Source organism: Streptomyces sp. NPDC087859 (genome assembly GCF_044742595.1).
GTDB classification, from domain to species: Bacteria; Actinomycetota; Actinomycetes; order Streptomycetales; family Streptomycetaceae; genus Streptomyces; species Streptomyces canus_F.
In genome coordinates this window covers 1-18558 of the sequence record NZ_JBIUUU010000020.1, presented here as the reverse complement: position 1 = coordinate 18558, position 18558 = coordinate 1, and the positions used below count along the sequence as shown (strand labels likewise).

At 69.2% G+C, this 18558-nt stretch carries 18 protein-coding genes, 1 rRNA gene and 1 riboswitch; of the genes, 6 read left to right on the top strand and 13 right to left on the bottom strand.

Annotation, left to right across the window (positions count from 1 at the left end; all coding sequences use genetic code 11):
- The first annotated feature begins 3 nt into the window (after window positions 1-3).
- Entirely contained in the window at window positions 4-531 is a 528-nt protein-coding gene (locus tag ACIOHP_RS38675) for a hypothetical protein (protein ID WP_401894791.1), read from the top strand.
- Here the strand turns inward: ACIOHP_RS38675 and ACIOHP_RS38670 are convergent.
- Window positions 509-1105: a DUF1707 domain-containing protein gene (locus ACIOHP_RS38670; protein WP_401894789.1), complete on the bottom strand. Its 597-nt coding sequence runs from the start codon at window positions 1103-1105 to the stop codon at window positions 509-511. The genes ACIOHP_RS38675 and ACIOHP_RS38670 overlap by 23 nt on opposite strands.
- A 95-nt stretch (window positions 1106-1200) precedes the next feature.
- Between ACIOHP_RS38670 and ACIOHP_RS38665 the strand changes: the two genes are divergently transcribed.
- The 4 genes from ACIOHP_RS38665 (at window position 1201) to ACIOHP_RS38650 (ending at window position 4587) form a co-directional block, all read left to right on the top strand.
- Entirely contained in the window at window positions 1201-1605 is a 405-nt protein-coding gene (locus tag ACIOHP_RS38665; RefSeq protein ID WP_361493616.1) for a helix-turn-helix transcriptional regulator, read from the top strand.
- Window positions 1606-1805: 200 nt separating this feature from the next.
- The gene (gene modA / locus ACIOHP_RS38660) at window positions 1806-2633 is read left to right on the top strand and encodes a molybdate ABC transporter substrate-binding protein (protein ID WP_401894786.1); all 828 of its coding nucleotides are present in this window, start codon (window positions 1806-1808) and stop codon (window positions 2631-2633) included.
- Window positions 2630-3484 (top strand): ABC transporter permease, encoded by an 855-nt coding sequence (locus tag ACIOHP_RS38655; protein ID WP_361547303.1) that lies wholly within the window; start codon window positions 2630-2632, stop codon window positions 3482-3484. The genes modA and ACIOHP_RS38655 overlap by 4 nt, the downstream gene beginning before the upstream one ends.
- A 5-nt stretch (window positions 3485-3489) precedes the next feature.
- Window positions 3490-4587 (top strand): ABC transporter ATP-binding protein, encoded by a 1098-nt coding sequence (locus ACIOHP_RS38650; RefSeq protein WP_401895087.1) that lies wholly within the window; start codon window positions 3490-3492, stop codon window positions 4585-4587.
- 62 nt (window positions 4588-4649) lie between these two features.
- On the opposite strand, the gene gcvP is transcribed toward ACIOHP_RS38650, so the two are convergent.
- Window positions 4650-7535 (bottom strand): aminomethyl-transferring glycine dehydrogenase, encoded by a 2886-nt coding sequence (gcvP, locus tag ACIOHP_RS38645; protein WP_401894783.1) that lies wholly within the window; start codon window positions 7533-7535, stop codon window positions 4650-4652.
- Between the two features lie 173 nt (window positions 7536-7708).
- Window positions 7709-7805: riboswitch (glycine riboswitch) on the bottom strand.
- 131 nt (window positions 7806-7936) lie between these two features.
- On the opposite strand from gcvP, the gene ACIOHP_RS38640 reads away from it, so the two are divergent.
- Entirely contained in the window at window positions 7937-8314 is a 378-nt protein-coding gene (locus ACIOHP_RS38640) for a PRC-barrel domain-containing protein (RefSeq protein WP_361547294.1), read from the top strand.
- A 34-nt stretch (window positions 8315-8348) separates the two neighbouring features.
- Here ACIOHP_RS38640 and ACIOHP_RS38635 read toward each other — a convergent pair whose 3' ends face one another.
- The 11 genes from ACIOHP_RS38635 to rrf all read right to left on the bottom strand — a co-directional run.
- A complete protein-coding gene (locus ACIOHP_RS38635; RefSeq protein WP_401894781.1) occupies window positions 8349-9710 on the bottom strand; it encodes a DNA polymerase IV in 1362 nt (453 codons plus the stop codon).
- A gap of 57 nt (window positions 9711-9767) precedes the next feature.
- Window positions 9768-10415: a MerR family transcriptional regulator gene (locus ACIOHP_RS38630; RefSeq protein WP_095046464.1), complete on the bottom strand. Its 648-nt coding sequence runs from the start codon at window positions 10413-10415 to the stop codon at window positions 9768-9770.
- Window positions 10416-10666: 251 nt separating this feature from the next.
- On the bottom strand, window positions 10667-11140 hold the full coding sequence (locus ACIOHP_RS38625) for a bifunctional nuclease family protein (RefSeq protein ID WP_004002801.1): 474 nt from the start codon (window positions 11138-11140) through the stop codon (window positions 10667-10669).
- A 78-nt stretch (window positions 11141-11218) separates the two neighbouring features.
- Window positions 11219-11956 carry a MerR family transcriptional regulator gene (locus ACIOHP_RS38620; protein ID WP_361493633.1) on the bottom strand — a complete coding sequence of 246 codons (738 nt, stop codon included), beginning with the start codon at window positions 11954-11956 and terminating at the stop codon, window positions 11219-11221.
- Between the two features lie 45 nt (window positions 11957-12001).
- A complete protein-coding gene (locus ACIOHP_RS38615) occupies window positions 12002-12895 on the bottom strand; it encodes an FHA domain-containing protein (protein ID WP_095046465.1) in 894 nt (297 codons plus the stop codon).
- A 61-nt stretch (window positions 12896-12956) separates the two neighbouring features.
- A complete protein-coding gene (locus ACIOHP_RS38610; RefSeq protein ID WP_361547283.1) occupies window positions 12957-13790 on the bottom strand; it encodes a DUF881 domain-containing protein in 834 nt (277 codons plus the stop codon).
- Between the two features lie 5 nt (window positions 13791-13795).
- On the bottom strand, window positions 13796-14128 hold the full coding sequence (locus tag ACIOHP_RS38605; protein ID WP_003988855.1) for a small basic family protein: 333 nt from the start codon (window positions 14126-14128) through the stop codon (window positions 13796-13798).
- A complete protein-coding gene (locus tag ACIOHP_RS38600; protein ID WP_401894777.1) occupies window positions 14125-14970 on the bottom strand; it encodes a DUF881 domain-containing protein in 846 nt (281 codons plus the stop codon). The genes ACIOHP_RS38605 and ACIOHP_RS38600 overlap by 4 nt, the downstream gene beginning before the upstream one ends.
- 167 nt (window positions 14971-15137) lie before the next feature.
- The gene (locus tag ACIOHP_RS38595) at window positions 15138-17633 is read right to left on the bottom strand and encodes a mannose-1-phosphate guanyltransferase (protein WP_361547277.1); all 2496 of its coding nucleotides are present in this window, start codon (window positions 17631-17633) and stop codon (window positions 15138-15140) included.
- Window positions 17634-17745: 112 nt separating this feature from the next.
- Entirely contained in the window at window positions 17746-18354 is a 609-nt protein-coding gene (locus tag ACIOHP_RS38590; RefSeq protein WP_401894775.1) for a CDP-alcohol phosphatidyltransferase family protein, read from the bottom strand.
- Between the two features lie 109 nt (window positions 18355-18463).
- Window positions 18464-18558, bottom strand: a 5S ribosomal RNA gene (gene rrf / locus ACIOHP_RS38585); the annotation flags it as partial.

Below are 18558 nucleotides of genomic sequence, written 5' to 3'. Positions count from 1 at the left end.
CTCATGCGACCGAGCGGACGGAGCAACCCCCCACCCTCGGCCGACGACCGCCACTGGCGTGGCACCGTCCGGCTGGCGGCAGGCCTCGCCCTCACCTTCGACGCCCTGACCCTGTTCGTCGACTGGGACATGGGCACCCTGACCCTCACCCGCGCCCTGCTCTGGCTCACCCTGTCCGCCGCGGTCTTCGCGGTCCTCTTCCCGCAACGCATCACCGCAGGACCGGGCTGGCTGGAAGTACAGGGCCTCGCAGGCCACCACCGGGTCCACACGGACGCCCTGGTATCGGTACAGCTCTACGGCAGGATCTCCGCGCACCTGATCCTCCGCGACACCCACGGCAACCGCCTGGAATGCGACCCCCGTGTCCTGATCACCAATCCCTTCCTCTGGCACGAACTGGACACGGGCGTACGCCACTCGCTCGAACACGGCACTCTGCGCCAGAGCACGGACGCACTGCGCCACCTCGGCCGGGAGATCGACGACGAGACCGCCCTGTCGGTACTCAGGGCGTCCGGGATCTCCTGAGGAACCCCCGCCGCCCCCGGGCCACGACCTTGCCGTACCGCAGCCGCCCGCCGACCTCCACCCGCAGCACGACAGGTGTGCCGGAGTCACCGGCAGGACGCGTCTTCACCTGGGCGTACTCGACGACGAGCGCGTCGGTCTCCACCACGACGCCGGGCCGCGTCACCAGCCGCAGCGTCCCGCCCCGCATGTCGAGGTCGACATGGAGCGTGTCGTACGTGATCACCGCGTCGGTGAAGTCGAGCGTCACGTCACCCCAGGAGGACTCGACCTCGAGCCGCCGGGGTACCGTCCACCCGTCGCCGCGCACGGCCGACCCGCCCTGCTGCTCGATCCGGACGACGTCCTTGACCTCGCCGGCCGCGTCCGCCGGAAGGTCCGCCGTCAGCCCGGCCAGCTCCCCCAGAGTGCGGGCGGACAGGGCGGCCTCCAGTCTCTCGTCCAGCTCCTCAGCGGTCAGCCGGCCGTCCCCCGCCGCGACACGCAGCACGTCCACGACCCGGTCCCGGTCCATATGCGAGGCCCTCAGCTCGACCGGTGCGCCCCCGCCACCCCGCGCCAACTCACCCGACATGCCCTCACTCCGATCCCAGGCGTCGAACTAAAGCTATATCGCGTTATACCCAACGCTCAACCCCGCACCCTCCGTTCCCCGTTGATGCCCCTATCGTGATCCGCATGCAGTCGTACACGATCGGCCAGGCGGCCCGACTCCTGGGCGTGAGCCCCGACACCGCGCGCCGCTGGGCGGACGCGGGCCGGATGGCGACCCACCGCGACGAGGCCGGGCGTCGGCTCATCGACGGCCAGGACCTGGCCGCGTTCTCCGTCGAGCTGGCCAGGGGCGACACCGGCGACGAGGAGCCGTCGTACACCTCGGCCCGCAACGCCTTCCCCGGCATCGTCACCGCGATCAAGCTCGGCGACGTCGCCGCCCAGGTCGAGATCCAGGCCGGCCCGCACCGCCTGGTCTCCCTGCTGACCCGCGAGGCCGTCGAGGAACTGGGCCTGGAGGTCGGCATGGAGGCCACGGCCCGCGTGAAGTCGACAAACGTACACATCGACCGCACCTGAGCCCCCTCCAGGCCCCCGGGCCCCGAGCCCCCGTACCCCCGACAAGGCAGTCTCGTACAAACGCACATGCGCACCCCAACCCGCGATGGGGCCGGATCATGCGATGCGACAGGAGACTTACGCCTTGCATATGCGGCAGTATCATCGCCGCAGGGTCTTCGACAGGCCCCTGCCCGAAGACCGTGAAGGAGCAGACCGTGATGACCCGTTCCGCGCGCCGGACCCGTCGCACCCGCCGCACCCTGCGGCTGACCGGTGCCGGCGCCGCCGCGCTGCTGGCCCTGACCGCCTGCTCCTCCTCCGACTCCGACTCCGCGGGCTCCGACACCTCGGCGTCCGAGTCGGCGAAGCTGTCCGGCACGGTGAACGTCTTCGCCGCGGCCTCCCTGAAGGAGAGCTTCACGACCCTGGGCAAGGAGTTCGAGAAGGCGCATCCCGGCACCGAGGTCACCTTCAACTTCGGCGGCAGCGACACCCTGGCCGCCAGCATCACGAACGGTGCCGGCGCCGATGTGTTCGCCGCGGCCAGCCCCAAGACCATGAAGATCGTCACGGCCGCGGAGGACGCCACGGGCACGCCCGCCACCTTCGTCCGCAACCAGCTGGAGATCGCCACCCTGCCGGGCAACCCGGACAGGATCACCTCCCTCAAGGACCTCACCGAGTCCGGCCTGAAGGTCGTGCTGTGCGACGCGGAGGTGCCCTGCGGTGCCGCCGCCCAGAAGGCCCTCGACGCCGCCGGCCTCAAGCTCACCCCGGTCTCCTACGAGCAGGACGTCAAGAGCGCTCTGACGAAGGTCGAGCTCAAGGAGGCCGACGCCGCGGTGGTCTACAAGACCGATGTGCGGGCCGCGGGTGACAAGGTGGAGGGCGTGGACTTCCCCGAGTCGGCCGACGCCATCAACGACTACCCGATCACCCTGCTCAAGGACGCCCCCAACGCCGCCGCGGCGAAGGCGTTCATCGAGCTGGTCCGGTCCGCCGAGGGCCAGAAGGTCCTGACCGCGGCCGGGTTCCTCAAGCCGTGACCTCCCTCGGCAGGACCGGCGCCGCGGACACCCTCAAGGGCGGTCCGCGACGGGGACGCGGCCGACAGCCGTTCAAGGGCGTGCCGCTGCCCCTCCTCCTTCCGGCCCTGCTGGGCCTGGCGTTCCTGATCCTCCCCCTGGTCGCCCTGCTGGTCCGGGCCCCCTGGAGCACCCTCCCGGAGCAGCTGACCAGCGCCGAGGTGTGGCAGGCGCTACGTCTGTCCCTGGTGTGCGCCACGGCCGCGACCGCCCTCAGTCTCCTGATCGGCGTCCCCCTGGCCTGGCTCCTGGCCCGCACCGAGTTCCCCGGCCGCGGTCTGGTCCGCGCCCTGGTGACCCTGCCCCTGGTCCTGCCTCCGGTGGTGGGCGGCGTGGCCCTCCTGATGGCTCTGGGCCGCAACGGCATCGTGGGTCAGTGGCTGGACTCCTGGTTCGGCGTGACGCTCCCCTTCACCACGGCGGGCGTCATCGTCGCGGAGACCTTCGTGGCGATGCCGTTCCTGGTCATCAGCGTGGAGGGCACTCTGCGCGCGGCGGACCCCCGCTACGAGGAGGCGGCCACCACCCTGGGCGCCTCCCGCTTCACCGCCTTCCGCCGCGTGACCCTCCCCCTGATCGCCCCCGGCATCGCGGCCGGCGCCGTCCTCGCCTGGGCCCGGGCCCTGGGCGAGTTCGGCGCCACGATCACCTTCGCCGGCAACTTCCCCGGCCGCACCCAGACCATGCCCCTCGCGGTCTACCTGGCCCTCCAGAGCGACCCGGCAGCGGCGATCGCCCTGAGCCTGGTGCTCCTGGCGGTGTCGATCGCGGTACTGGCGGGCTTGCGGGACCGCTGGATGACGGCGTCATGACGACCATGCGACCCTCAGCCGCCGACGGCGCCAAGCCCCCACAGGGGCCACCCGCACCCGACGACAATGGCCTCCACGCCCACCTGATCGTCACCCACCCCACCTTCCACCTCGACATCACCCTCACGGCAGCCCCCGGCGAGGTGGTGGCCCTCCTCGGCCCCAACGGCGCAGGCAAGACCACCGCCCTACGCGCCCTCGCCGGCCTCACCCCCCTCACCGCCGGCCACCTGCGCCTCGACGGCACCGACCTGGACCGCACACCCCCCGAATCCCGCCCCGTCGGCGTCGTCTTCCAGGACTACCTCCTCTTCCCCCACCTCACAGCCCTGGACAACATCGCGTTCGGTCCCCGCTGCCAGGGCGCGACAAAGGCAGAGGCCCGCCGACAGGCGACCGAGTGGCTGACCCGCATGGGCCTCGGCGACCACGCCACAGCCAAACCCCGCAGCCTCTCCGGCGGCCAGGCCCAACGCGTCGCCCTGGCCCGTGCCCTGGCCACCCACCCCCGCCTGCTGCTCCTCGACGAACCCCTCGCCGCCCTGGACGCCCGCACCCGCCTGGAGGTCCGCTCCCAACTCCGCCGCCACCTGGCCGACTTCGAGGCGGTCGCCGTCCTGGTCACCCACGATCCCCTGGACGCGATGGTCCTGGCCGACCGCCTGGTCGTGATCGAACACGGACAGGTCGTCCAGGAGGGCACCCCATCCGACATCGCCCGCCACCCCCGTACGGACTACATCGCCCAGCTCGTGGGCCTGAACCTCTACAAGGGCCGGTCGGAAGGCCACACGGTCCACCTGGAGGCCGGCCCCGACATCACCACCACCGAGCACCTCACGGGAGAGGCCTTCGTCGCGTTCCCCCCGTCCGCCGTGACCCTCTACCGCGACCGCCCCACCGGCTCCAGCGCCCGCAACCTCTGGCGCTGCGAAGTGGCCGGCCTGGAGACCCACGGCGACCAGATCCGCGCCGACCTCACCGGCGAACTCCCCCTCGCCGCGGACCTCACCACGGTCGCCGCGGCGGAACTCGACCTGCACCCGGGCGCGGAGATCTGGGCCGCGGTCAAGGCGACGCAAACGCACGCATACCCGGCGTAAAGGCCACACGGTCCTAAAAAAGATGGGCCCCGCCGAAAGCGGGGCCCATCTCCACAACCGGCTCAGTCCTCGTAGGCGTCCATCGGCGGGCAGGAGCACACCAGATTCCGGTCACCGAAGGCCTGGTCGATCCGGCGCACCGGCGGCCAGTACTTGTCCGAGACCGACACCCCGGCCGGGAACACGGCCTCTTCGCGCGTGTACGCGTGCTCCCACTCCCCGCCGAGCGCCCGGGCGGTGTGCGGCGCGTTCCGCAGCGGGTTGTCGTCCGCGGGCCACTCGCCGGCGCCGACCTTCTCGATCTCCCCGCGGATCGCGATCATCGCGTCGCAGAACCGGTCGAGCTCGATCAGGTCCTCGGACTCGGTCGGCTCGATCATCAGCGTGCCCGCCACGGGGAACGACATCGTCGGCGCGTGGAACCCGTAGTCGATGAGCCGCTTGGCGACATCGTCGACGCTCACTCCGGTCGCCTTGGTCAGCGGCCGCAGATCGATGATGCACTCGTGCGCGACCAGCCCTCCAGGGCCGGTGTAGAGCACGGGGTAGTGCGGTTCGAGCCGCTTGGCGATGTAGTTGGCACCGAGGACCGCCACCTGCGTGGCGCGCTTGAGCCCCTCACCGCCCATGAGCCGGACGTACGTCCACGAGATCGGCAGTATCCCCGCGGACCCCCACGGCGCGGCCGAGATCGGCCCGACACCCGTCTCCGGCCCGGCGGCCGGCTGCAGCGGATGGTTGGGCAGATACGGCGCCAGATGCGCACGCACACCGACCGGCCCGACGCCCGGACCGCCACCGCCGTGCGGGATGCAGAAGGTCTTGTGCAGGTTCAGGTGGGAGACGTCCCCGCCGAAGTGGCCCGGCTTGGCGAGCCCCACCAGGGCGTTGAGGTTGGCACCGTCGACGTACACCTGCCCGCCGGCCTCGTGCACCTGCGCACAGATGTCGGCGACGTGCTCCTCGAACACACCGTGCGTCGACGGGTACGTGATCATCAGCACCGACAGTTCGTCGCGGTACTGCTCGATCTTCGCCCGCAGATCCTCGACGTCGATCTCGCCGTCCTCGGCGGTCTTCACGACGACGACCTTCATCCCGGCCATGACCGCGCTCGCGGCGTTGGTCCCGTGGGCGGAGGACGGGATCAGACACACGGTCCGCTGCTCGTCACCGTTGGCCCGGTGGTATCCGCGTACGGCGAGCAGTCCGGCCAGCTCACCCTGCGACCCGGCGTTGGGCTGCAATGACACCTTGTCGTATCCGGTGACCTCGGCGAGGCGCTCCTCCAGCTCACGGATGAGCGTGAGATAGCCCTGCGCCTGCTCGGCGGGCGCGAAGGGGTGCAGCTGCCCGAACTCGGGCCAGGTGACCGGCTCCATCTCGGTGGTCGCGTTGAGCTTCATGGTGCAGGAGCCCAGCGGGATCATGCCGCGGTCGAGCGCGTAGTCCCGGTCGGCGAGCCTGCGCAGGTAGCGCAGCATCGCCGTCTCGGAGCGGTACTGGTGGAAGACCGGGTGCGCGAGGAACTCGTCGCTGCGCAGCAGCGCGGCCGGCACGGCGTCCTCGGTGACGGCGTCGAGCGCCTCGACGTCGCCCTCGACCCCGAACGCCGACCATACGACGCTCAGCTGGGCCCGCGTGGTCGTCTCGTCGCAGGAGGCGGAGACCCGGTCGGCGTCCACGAGGTGCAGGTTGACGCCGTTCTCGCGCGCGGCGGCGACGACCTCGGCGGCCCTGCCCGGCACCCGGGCGGTCACCGTGTCGAAGTAGGCGCCGTGCACGACCTCGACACCACCGGCGGTGAGCCCCGCGGCGAGGATGCCCGCGTAGCGGTGGGTCCGCCGCGCGATGTCCTTCAGCCCCTCGGGCCCGTGGTAGACGGCGTACATCCCAGCCATCACGGCGAGCAGCACCTGCGCGGTACAGATGTTGCTGGTCGCCTTCTCCCGGCGGATGTGCTGCTCACGGGTCTGCAGGGCCAGCCGGTACGCCTTGTGCCCGTCGGCGTCCACGGACACACCCACGAGCCGCCCGGGCAGGCTGCGCGCGAACTTCTCACGCACCGCCATGTAGCCGGCGTGCGGCCCGCCGAAGCCCATCGGCACACCGAAGCGCTGTGTGGTGCCGACCGCGATGTCGGCCCCGAGCTCACCGGGCGACTTCAGCAGCGTCAGCGCGAGCAGATCCGCGGCGACGGTGACCAGTGCTCCGAGCTCGTGCGCCTGCTCGATCAGAGGCTGAATGTCCCGTACGGCACCGGAGGCGCCGGGGTACTGGACGAGCACGCCGTTGATCTCACGACCGGCGACGTCGGCCGGAATGCCGTCGCTGAGGTCGGCGACCACGACCTCCACACCGGTCGGCTCGGCACGGGTCTCGATCACGGCGATGGTCTGCGGAAGGGCGTCCGCGTCGACCAGGAACAGCCCCTTCTTGTTCTTGCCCATGCGCCGGGACAGGGACATCGCCTCGGCGGCCGCCGTGCCCTCGTCGAGCAGCGAAGCACCGGAGGTGGGCAGTCCGGTCAGCTCGGCGACCATGGTCTGGAAGTTCAGCAGAGCCTCGAGCCGTCCCTGAGAGATCTCGGGCTGGTACGGCGTGTAGGCGGTGTACCAGGCCGGGTTCTCCATGACATTGCGCAGGATGACGGGCGGCGTGAAAGTCCCGTAGTACCCGAGCCCGATCATGGAGCCGAGCACCTGGTTCCGATCGGCGAGCGAGCGAAGCTCGGTCAGCACCTCGGCCTCGGTGCGAGCACCGGGCAGGTCGAGGTCATCGGCGTTCTTGATCACATCCGGCACCGCGGCGGCGGTGAGTTCGTCCAGCGAGCCATAGCCGACGTGCGCGAGCATCTTGGCCCGCGCCTCCTGGTCGGGCCCTATGTGGCGCTGCTCGAAGGGGATCCCCTGCTCGAGTTCGGTGAGCGGAGTGCGGTGGGCGGTCATTACGGAGGCCTCCTGGTCTGTCACGACCTGCGAGGGGCACCACGGCACGGGTACCCGGACGGCCTCCCCCTCTGTCATCTCAACCTGAGAGCTTCACCGGGGGCCCGAGGGCTCCCGGCTTTCACCGTCGGTGAGAGCGGAAGCCGTACTCCCGCCCTGCTTTCCAGAGTGGCCTCGTCCATGCGGTACGTGTGCCTGAGAGATTCCGGGGAGGATTTGCTCCTTCGGCGCCTCCGAACGGTGTCCGGAGGACTCTCCCGCACAGGGTCGGCAGCCGCTTGTCAGCCTAGCAGCGAGGCCGACGCGGATCCCTCGAGATCCCCTCGAGTGGCCACCTCCCCCAATGTGCTCTTTCGTAGTGCTTACGGATGAGCTGCGAGCCGCGACCTAGTGGAGGGCCCGTGCAGACCGATATCGATCCCCGGAACCTGATCGGCCGCAAGGCCTTCGACCGCAACGGCACCAAGATCGGCACGATCGACGAGGTCTACCTCGACGACGCCACCGGCGTACCGGAATGGGCGGCCATACGCACCGGCCTCTTCAGCAGGGACGCCTTCGTCCCCCTGGAGCCCAGCGAACTCCGCGAGGGCAGCCTCCGGGTCCCCTTCGAACGAGCCCTGATCAAGGACGCGCCGGACTTCGGCGTAGGCCGTCACCTCTCCCCCGACCAGGAACTCCAGCTCTACCACCACTACGGCCTGGATGTGGCCCCAGCACCCCCCTTCCCGGACCGGGACTTCGGCAGGCTGGCAGGCACGGAGGACGCGGAAGCCTGAGACAGCGGCGCACGACAGGCGGGGGAGACGGCACTCAGCCCCCGCCGGGGCCACCCGCACACACGACCGGCACCAACGGCAACGGCTCAGCCACCACCAACGCGGGATCCTCCACCGAAAACGTCCGCACCCGCCCCGGCTCGGAATCCGGCGTCTCGAACCTCACGGTCACCCTCCCCAGCCCGCTCCCCTGCACCCACCCGTGCCCGAACTCGTCATGCCGCACATCGTGCCCCGAGACCCACCGCCGCTCGACGGGAACCACCGGCGACTCCTCGGCCACCTCGTCCCGCTGTTCCTCCTCCGTAAGCTCGGCGCGCTCCCCCGCGGCCTGGGCGAAAAGATCCTCCTGCGTGTAGTCGGCAAGCCCGCTCACCCCGACCCCCAGCAACCGCACCCCACCCGTCGTGTCCACGGAGTCCAGCAACCGCGCCGCGGCCTCCCGCACCACCGCCACGTCATCGGTCGGCCCCCGCAACGTCTCGGACCGCGTCAACGTGGAGAAGTCGTACCGCCGCACCTTCAGCACGATGGTCCGCCCCGACAGCCCGGCCCCCCGCAACCTCCGCACACACCGATCCGCCAGCCGCTGCACCTCCAGCCCCACCCGCAGCCGGTCATGGATGTCCACGTCGTACGTGTCCTCGACCGACACGGACTTGGTCTCCCGCTCGGCCACCACGGGCCGCTCGTCGTACGCCATCGCCATCGCGTACAGCCCGTGCCCATGGGCCTTGCCCAACAGCCGTACGAGCTCGTCCTCCCCCGCCTCCGCGATCTCGTCGACCGTGTGGATACCGGCCCGCCGCAGATGGTCCCCCGTCGCCGGCCCCACCCCTGGCAGGATCCGCACCGACTTGGGCCCCAACAGCGCCCGCTCGGTCCCCGGCTCGATCAGCACCAGCCCGTCCGGCTTGGCCTGCTCGGAGGCGATCTTCGCGAGCATCTTGGACGCGGCGAGCCCCACCGACCCCGTGAGCCCCGTGACGGCCCGTATGTCGGCGCGCAGCTTCCCCCCGGCCAGCCGCGCCGACTCCTCGTCCCAGGCCGTTCCCCCGGCCTCCAGATCCACGAACGCCTCGTCGAGGCTGAGCGGCTCCACAAGCGGCGACAGCGCCCGCAGCAGCCCCATCACCTGCTCACTGATCGACCGGTAGAACCCGAAGCGCGGCACGAGGTACGCGGCGTTCGGCGCCAGCCGCCGTGCCTGGGCCATGGGCATCGCGGAATGCACACCGAACACCCGGGCCTCGTACGACGCCGTGGCCACCACCCCACGCGGCCCGAGCCCGCCCACCACGACGGCCTTCCCTCGCAGGCTCGGCTTGGACGCCTGCTCCGCCGAGGCGAAGAAGGCATCCATGTCGAGATGCAGGATCGTGGGCGCGGTTCTCACATGTCCGATGCTGCCCTACGCCACTGACAATGCCCCGGCGCAGGCGTGGAGCGGCCCTCAGACCGCCCGGTTGCGCCGCCGCGCCAGCTCGTCCGCCGGGTTGTGCCCTACAAGGGTCTCCCCGGTGTCGATCCGCTCCCCGTGCAGCTGCGACAGCGCGCTCTCGACGTCCCGCCACACGACGCCCACGGCGATGCCGAAGATCCCCTGACCGCCCTGGAGCAGCGCATGGACCTCGTCCGGCGAGGTGCACTCGTAGACCGTGGCGCCGTCGCTCATGAGCGTCATGCGCTCCAGGTCCCGGAAGCCGCGCTCACGCAGGTGCAGCACGGCGGTGCGGATGTTCTGCAGCGACACCCCGGTGTCGAGGAACCGTTTGACGATCTTCAGGACGACGACGTCCCGGAAGCTGTAGAGGCGCTGCGTCCCCGACCCGTGGGCGGGCCGCACGCTCGGCTCCACGAGCCCGGTGCGCGCCCAGTAGTCCAATTGCCGGTAGGTGATGCCTGCGGCCGCACAGGCCGTCGGACCGCGGTAGCCGATCTCCTCGGACGCCATGGACGTCGCCCCTCCGCCGCTGCTCGGCACGACCGCCGGTCGCTGCGGAGCGTGGTCGGCCGCGCTGCTGTGAAGCGGGTACGGGCCGCTCGCCCCCAGACTGCGTCCGGGAGCACCCCCAGCCGTACCGTCGCCGCTGCTTCTCACGCCGACCTCCGTCCTTGACCTGCCTTCTCGACGGTAGGCAGTCGCCCGGGGTGCGTCAACGATCGCCACACTCGGCACGCCGAGTGATAATCACCCTAGGAGTGGTTTCCCGTACCCCACCGCGGGGAAAGGCTAGCCGAATGCGCTCGGGACGGGCCGCAGGACGCTCTCACTCGCCGCTGGCAAATACCGGCATTTCAGTGGTCACCGGACACGGCCGCCCCGTCTCAGGCCGCGAGCCCGGCCATGCCTCACTGGCTGCTGGTGCCGAAGTCCTCGGGGGAGATCTGGTCGAGGAACTCGCGGAACTTCTCCACTTCGTCCTCCTGCTCGTCCGGGATGGCGATGCCCGCGTCGTCGAGCACACCGTCGCTCCCGTAGATCGGCGTCCCGGTGCGCAGCGCCAGCGCTATGGCATCGGAAGGCCGGGCACTCACCTCGACTCCGCTGGCGAAGACCAGCTCCGCGTAGAAGACGCCCTCACGCAGATCCGTGATGCGTACTTCGGTGAGCTCCTGACCGACGGCTTCCAGCACGTCCTTGAACAGGTCGTGGGTCAGCGGTCGTGCGGGGGCCATGCCCTGCTGGGCGAAGGCGATCGCCGTCGCCTCCCCCGGCCCGATCCAGATCGGGAGGTAGCGGTCGCCTCCCACTTCACGCAGGAGCACGATCGGTTGGTTGGAGGGCATTTCGACCCGGACACCTACGACATCGAGCTCGTTCACACAGCAACCCTAGGCCGTGCCCGGGACGTTTGGGTAGTCGGGCAGGAAACGGGGGGACGGATCCGGAGTGCGAGGCCCTCAGGGCAGCCGCACACCGAGGGCGGTCTGCACCAGCGCCGCATGCAGTTTCACCGTGAGCCCCGCCAGTTCCTTCGTACGGGCTTCCGCGTGCGCCCGCGTCTGCGGATTGCGGTGCCGCCTCAACGGGGCCACCACCTGGTCCACCAGGCCGGCCTCCCGGTCGGCGGCGGCCTTCATCACCCGCAGATGCCTCGGCTCGATCCCGAACCGCCCCAGCTCGAGGACGAGCGCCGCCACCGTGACCGTCTCGGCGTCGTACGCCCCGTCCGGCAGCGCGGCGATCAACCCGTACGACTCCCACTCCTCGAGCTCCCGCTCGCCGATGTCGGCTGCGACGAGCAGCTCGGCCCGCCCGATCCGTACGGCGGTGGGCGCCTCGAAGGTGTCGGGCAGCGCCTCACCGTCCCGCTGACGCCCCACGACGGGCAGCGCGACGGCCTCGCCCCGCCCCATCGCGTCCAGGTGCTCCCGGATCACTTTGAGCGGCAGATAGTGGTCCCGCTGCATCCTCAGCACGTGTGCGAGGCGCTCGACATCCTCCGGGCTGAACTTGCGATACCCCGAGGGGGTCCGCCGCGGCTCGATGAGCCCCTCCGACTCCAGGAAGCGGATCTTGGAGATGGTGACTTCGGGGAACTCGTCACGCAGCGCGTTCAGCACCGTGCCGATGCTCATCAGCCCACTGTCCGCGGCGGCGGCACCGTCCCGGGCACCGCCGCTCGGTGTTTGAAGCATGGACCTTCCCTGGGGGTGTACCCCCGGACGGAGCCCGGGGGCGGGTCAGTAGCCCCGCTGGCTCGCGTAGAAGACCAGCCGGTACTTGCCGATCTGCACCTCGTCGCCGTTGTGCAGCGGCACCGAGTCGATCCGCTCACGGTTGACGTACGTGCCGTTGAGGCTGCCCACATCGGCGACGGTGAACGAACCGTCCGGCTGACGACGGAACTCCACATGCCGGCGCGACACCGTCACGTCGTCCAGGAAGATGTCGCTCTGCGGATGACGTCCGGCCGTGGTCAGCTCACCGTCCAGCAGGAAGCGGCTGCCCGAGTTCGGCCCGCGGCGCACCACCAGGAGCGCGGAGCCCAGCGGCAGCGCGTCGACGGCCGCCTGTGCCTCCGGGGAGAGCATGGGCATCTGCGTCTGCCCGGTGACCTCGGCGTCGTAGGCCTCGAGACCGGAGATGGAGATCGTGGAGGTCGTCTCCGACGGACGCTCGGGTGTACCCCGCAGCGGCGCACCACAGTTGGAGCAGAAGCGGCTGTTCTCCGCGTTGCGGTTACCGCACCTCGTACACACCAGGGCCGACATGGAAAACTCTCCACCCGTACTTGAGGTTGACGGTTGCCCGAAACCTATGCCGCCGGACTGCGCAGGGTCAACAGACGGCGCGCCCTGACCTCCGGGAACGTCGCCGCCCAGCTGATCCCGGAACAGCGGGCGCTGGCCCTCCGCGTCTGGCTGTGCGCGATGACGAGCGGTCGCGTTCGCGTTGTCGCTACCCTCTCGCGCGCTCTTGCCGAACAACTTCGCAAACAACTTCACGGGCGATTCCCCTTGACCGAAACAGACCCGCCCGTGGGGCAGGACGAACCCTGATTGCATACACCGGCCGACCCGGACATCCTCACAACGTCCGTATCCACCTGACAGTTTCCACCACGCACCACCCAATCGGTGCGCCGACCCCCCGCAACCTCATGCCCTGGCCGGACGCCGCCCATGCACCCGCGGTTCACTGGGAGGACGACCGAGCGTAGTCAGGCAGCTTCGCCGCTCGCAAGGCGTCCACGACGATCTTGGTCGACCGCTCGACGGTAACGGTGGCCTGCTCCTTCTCAAGAGTCTGCACCACGCCTCCAGGAATGTTGAGCGCTGGTTCGAGATCCTGCGGCTTGCCGATGACCTTGAAACGATAGGGAGCGTTGATCTTGTTCCCGTCGACGCTCACGCTGTTGCCCGAGTCGGTCAGATAGGTGCTCGCGACCACGCGTACGCCGTTCACCTGGATCGCCTCGGCGCCCGCCGCACGCAGCTCCTGGATCGCGTCGAGCAGCATGTCCGCCTCGACCGTCCCCTTCGTGTCGTCGATGGTCATCGTGATGCCGGGCCCCTGCGCGGCCACCGTGCCCGCCAGGATCCCGAGCTGCCTCTCCTTCTCCAGCGTCTGCTTGCGGGCCTCCTCGGCCTGGTCCGAGCTGTTCTCCAGCTCGTCACGCTGCTTCTCGAGGCCCGCCTTCTCGTCTTCAAGACGCTGAGTACGGTCATCCAGTTCATCGAGGATGCGAACAAGATCTTCCTGACGCGCACCGCGCAGCGCGCTGTCACCGTCACTGTTCGACGCCACCTGCACGGCCAGACCGAAGCCGAGGCCGAACAGCAGCAGGGCGACGATGAGTTGGGCCCGCGTCACCCGCGGCGGCCACAGGCCCTGGGCCAGCCGCTGGCGGCCGGTGAGCCCGGATTCCTGCTCCCCGGCCGGTTCGGCGGCCTCGGCGTCCGTCGAGGGCACCTCCGCGGGCAGCTCCTTGCGCAGCCTGTTCTCCGACGGCTCGTCCTGGTTGCTCATCGGCCTCACGCCCGGAACACGTGTCGGCGGATAGCCGCGGCGTTGGAGAAGATGCGGATGCCGAGGACGACCACGACACCCGTGGACAGCTGCGCTCCCACGCCCAACTTGTCGCCCAGGAACACGATGAGCGCCGCGACGACCACGTTGGACAGGAACGACACCACGAAGACCTTGTCGTCGAAGATGCCGTCGAGCATGGCCCGCAGCCCGCCGAAGACGGCATCCAGTGCCGCCACGACGGCGATCGGCAGATAAGGCTCGACGACCGCCGGAACCTCGGGCCGGACCAACAGGCCGGCCACGACTCCCACGACGAGGCCCAGTACGGCGATCACGATGTGCCCTTCTCACTTTTCTCGATGTTCGGCTGTGCTGTACGTACGATCACACTCGGCGCCGCCGGCAGCCGGAGGTCACCCTCCGTGGAGATGCTCGTCCGGACGCCGTAGTTCTCCTGCAGGGCGTGCAGATACAGCCCGTCGGCGCTGTTCTGGAACTTGGTGCTCAGCCGCTGCCCGTCCCCCACCGCGAGCACCGTGTACGGCGGTACCAGCGGCCTGTTGTCGACCAGTATCGCGTCACCCGCGGCCCTGATCGCCGACAGCGCGGTCAGCCGCTGCCCGTTGATGGAGATGGCCTCGGCGCCCGACTCCCACAGTCCGTTGACCACGCGCTGCATGTCCCGGTCCCGCACCCGCCCGGTGTCGGAGAACCCGGAGGTCTCGCGCGGGCCGCCGTCGCCGCCGGTGGTGGCTTCCTTGGCGTCGTTCACGACCAGCTTCACACCGGGGCCGTGCACCGCGGTGGCCCCCGACAGAATGCCCACCAGATCCGCCTGGCCGGTGCCGCCGCTGTCCCTGAGCGCCTGTCGCTGGCGCGCGCTCACGTCGTCGCGCAACTCGTCGACACTGTCCTCGAGCTTGTCCGCCGCGTCCGTCTCACGGTCGATGCGGTCGATGAGCTCCTCGCGCTCCTTGGCCACGACGGGCGCCGCGACCCGCGCCTGCGCCGCCCCGACGGTCACGACCAGCGCGGCGAGTACCAGCCCACCGGCCAGCCCGAGCTTCGCCCGGAGCGTCTTCGGCATTCCGCTGTCGCCCGCCGCCTTCTTCCGGGCGGCCGCCTCCGCGTACCCGTCGTCGAGGCTGTGGTCCATGACGTTGGTGAGCAGCGACATGGACGCGTCCGGGCGAGAGGGGCGCGTAGGGGCGCTCCGAACGGGGGGCTGCTGCGGCATGCCGCACATCGTCGCACGTCGCGCCCGCTACCTCCGAATGGCCCCACCGCCGTGCCGGACAGGCCCCCTTGGGGACACCTGTCCGGCACGCACGCGTGCTGCGTCTTTCAGCGGCCGGCGCTGTCCACGACCGCCGCCCACTCGTCGAGCAGCGCCTGCGCGGACGCGTCGTCCGGTCCTTCCGCCCACAAATGGGTGACGGCCTCGGCGGGGTCGGGCAGCACCATCACCCACCGCCCGTCGGTCTCCACGACCCGCACACCATCAGTCGTGTCGACAAAGCGATCCCCGGCGGCCTCCACGACCCGCCGCATCACAAGCCCCTTGACCGCCCACGGAGTCGCCAGATCCCGCTTGAGCACATGCGCCCGCGGAATCCGCGCATCGATCTGGCTGAGGGTCAGCTGCGTCCGCGCCACCAGCCCGATGAGCCGCACGAACGCCGCCGTACCGTCAAAGACACTGCTGAACTCCGGCACGATGAAGGCACCCTTGCCATCACCGCCGAAAATGGTCGAATCGTCCCGCCCGACCCGGGTCAGGTCGTCGGGCGACGTGGTCGTCCACTCCACCTGCGTGCCGTGATAGGCCGCCACCTGCTCGGCGATCCTCGTGGTGGTCACCGGAAGCGCCACCCGTCCGCTACGACGCTCCGCCGCCACGAGATCGAGCATGACGAGCAGCGCCCGATCGTCCTCGATGATCCGCCCCTTCTCGTCGACCAGCGACAGCCGCTCGCCGACCGGGTCGAAGCGCACACCGAACGCGGCCCGCGACGAAGCCACGATCTCACCGAGCCGCACCAGTCCCGACCGCCGCACATCCGCCGTCTCCGTCGGCCGCGACTCGTCCAGACCGGGATTGACGGTCAGCGAGTCCACGCCGAGCTTCCCGAGCAGACTGGGCAGCACAAGCCCGGCACTGCCGTTCGACGCGTCGACGACGACCTTCAGACCGGACTCGGCGATCCCCGTCGTATCGACATTCCGCAGCAGCGATCCGGTGTACGAATCGAAGACACTGGCCGGGAAGTGCAGATCCCCGATCTCACCGGGGAACGCACGTCGGTACTCCTGCCGCGCGAACACCCGGTCCAGCTTCCGCTGACTGCCCTGCGACAGGTCGGCACCGCGCCCGTCGAAGAACATGATGTCGACGGAGTCCGGCACCCCGGGCGTGGTCCGGATCATGATCCCGCCCGCGCTGCCCCGCGCGGTCTGCTGCCGGGCAACGGGCAGCGGTACGTTCTCCAGGTCCCGTACGTCGATGGCGCTGGCCTGCAGCGCGGAGATGACCGCCCGCTTCAGCGCACGAGCACCACGGGAGTGGTCACGGGCCGTGGTGACGGTGGAGCCCTTCTTCAACGTCGTCGCATAGGCGCCGGCGAGGCGTACGGCGAGTTCGGGCGTGATCTCCACGTTCAGGATGCCGGACACCCCACGGGCGCCGAACAGATGCGCCTGGCCCCTGGACTCCCAGATGACCGAGGTGTTGACGAAGGCGCCGGCCTCGATGGTCTTGAACGGGTAGACCTTTACATTGCCCTGCACGATCGATTCTTCACCGATGAGGCACTCGTCGCCGATGACGGCGCCGTCCTCGATCCGGGCAGCGCGCATGACGTCGGTGTTCTTGCCGACGACACAACCCCGGAGATTGCTCTGCTGCCCGACGTACACGTTGTCGTGCACGACCGCCTTGTGCAGGAACGCCCCGCTCTTCACGACCACGTTGGAGCCCACGACGGTGTGTTCCCGGATTTCGGCGCCCGCCTCGACCTTGGCGTAGTCCCCGATGTAGAGGGGGCCCCGGAGAACGGCATCCGGATGCACCTCGGCACCCTCGGCCACCCACACGCCGGGCGAGAGCTCAAAGCCGTCGATCTCGACGTCGACCTTGCCCTCCAGGACATCGGCCTGCGCCTTCACATAGCTCTCGTGGGTGCCGACGTCCTCCCAGTACCCCTCGGCCACGAAGCCGTAGATCGGCTTGCCTTCCTTCATCAGCTGCGGGAAGACATCGCCGGACCAGTCGACGGGCACATCGGCTTCGACGTAGTCGAAGACTTCGGGCTCCATCACATAGATACCGGTGTTCACCGTGTCGGAGAAAACCTGGCCCCAGGTCGGCTTCTCGAGGAAACGCTCGACCTTTCCTTCCTCGTCGACGATGGTGATGCCGAATTCCAGAGGATTGGGCACGCGCGTCAGACAGACAGTGACCAGCGCGCCCTTCTCCTTGTGGAAATTGATCAGCTCGGTGAGGTCGAAGTCGGTCAGGGCATCGCCGGAGATAACAAGGAAAGCATCGTCCTTCAACGCCTCTTCGGCGTTCTTGACGCTTCCGGCGGTACCGAGTGGCTTCTCCTCATTGGCATAGGAGAGCTCCATCCCGAGCTCTTCGCCGTCACCGAAGTAGTTCTTGACCAGAGAGGCCAGGAACTGGACAGTTACGACGGTCTCGTTGAGACCATGCCTTTTGAGCAGCCGTAGCACGTGCTCCATGATCGGGCGGTTCACCACCGGCAGGAGCGGCTTGGGCATGCTTGAGGTCATAGGGCGAAGGCGTGTGCCTTCACCTCCGGCCATCACGACGGCCTTCATGTCGGAAGCGTCCTCCTCTAAAAGACGACGGTCTAGCCGACTTCACCCGCACTGATTGTCCCGCACTTTCTCGCCGCGGGCCATCGAGCCACTGTCGGCAGCGCCTATCGGTTCAATCGGCCATGGTGTCCGCACGGACGAGGCGGCGGACTTGTACCACGTAGAGGACTCCTGCCCACCAGTACAGGGTTGTACCCCATCCGGCGAACGCCCATCCGAAAATAGCAGCGAGTGACGGGAGCCAGCCACTTCCGTCACTGAGCAGCAGGAGCGGGAAGGCGTACATCAGGTTGAACGTGGCCGCCTTGCCAAGGAAGTTCACCTGCGGAGGCGGATAGCCGTGGCGCCTGAGGATACCCACCATCACCAGCAGGACCAGCTCACGCGCCAGAAGTACAGCGGTCAACCAGATTGGAAGAATCTCACGCCAGGTGAGCCCGACCAAAGTCGAGAGAATGTAGAGCCGGTCTGCCGCGGGATCCAGGAGCCGGCCGAGGCTGCTGATCTGGTTCCAACGCCGCGCGAGCTTGCCGTCCAGGTAGTCGCTGACTCCGCTGAAGGCCAGCACCAGAAGCGCCCAGCCGTCACTCTCGGGACCTCCGAACTCGGGCCTGAGAATCAGCCACAGGAAGACAGGCACGCCGACCAGGCGCGCCATGCTGAGGATGTTGGGGATGGTGAGGACTCGTTCCGTCTGGACGCGAGTCTCCTGGACCTCCACCCGGGGGCCTCCTGTGGGAAACGTGCCAACGATGCCCCCTGACCCTACCTCAACGCAAAAAAGCTCTGGCTCCTGGGCGGTATGCCCAAGAGCCAGAGCTATAAAAGGAGTTCGGCGGTGTCCTACTCTCCCACAGGGTCCCCCCTGCAGTACCATCGGCGCTGTAAGGCTTAGCTTCCGGGTTCGGAATGTAACCGGGCGTTT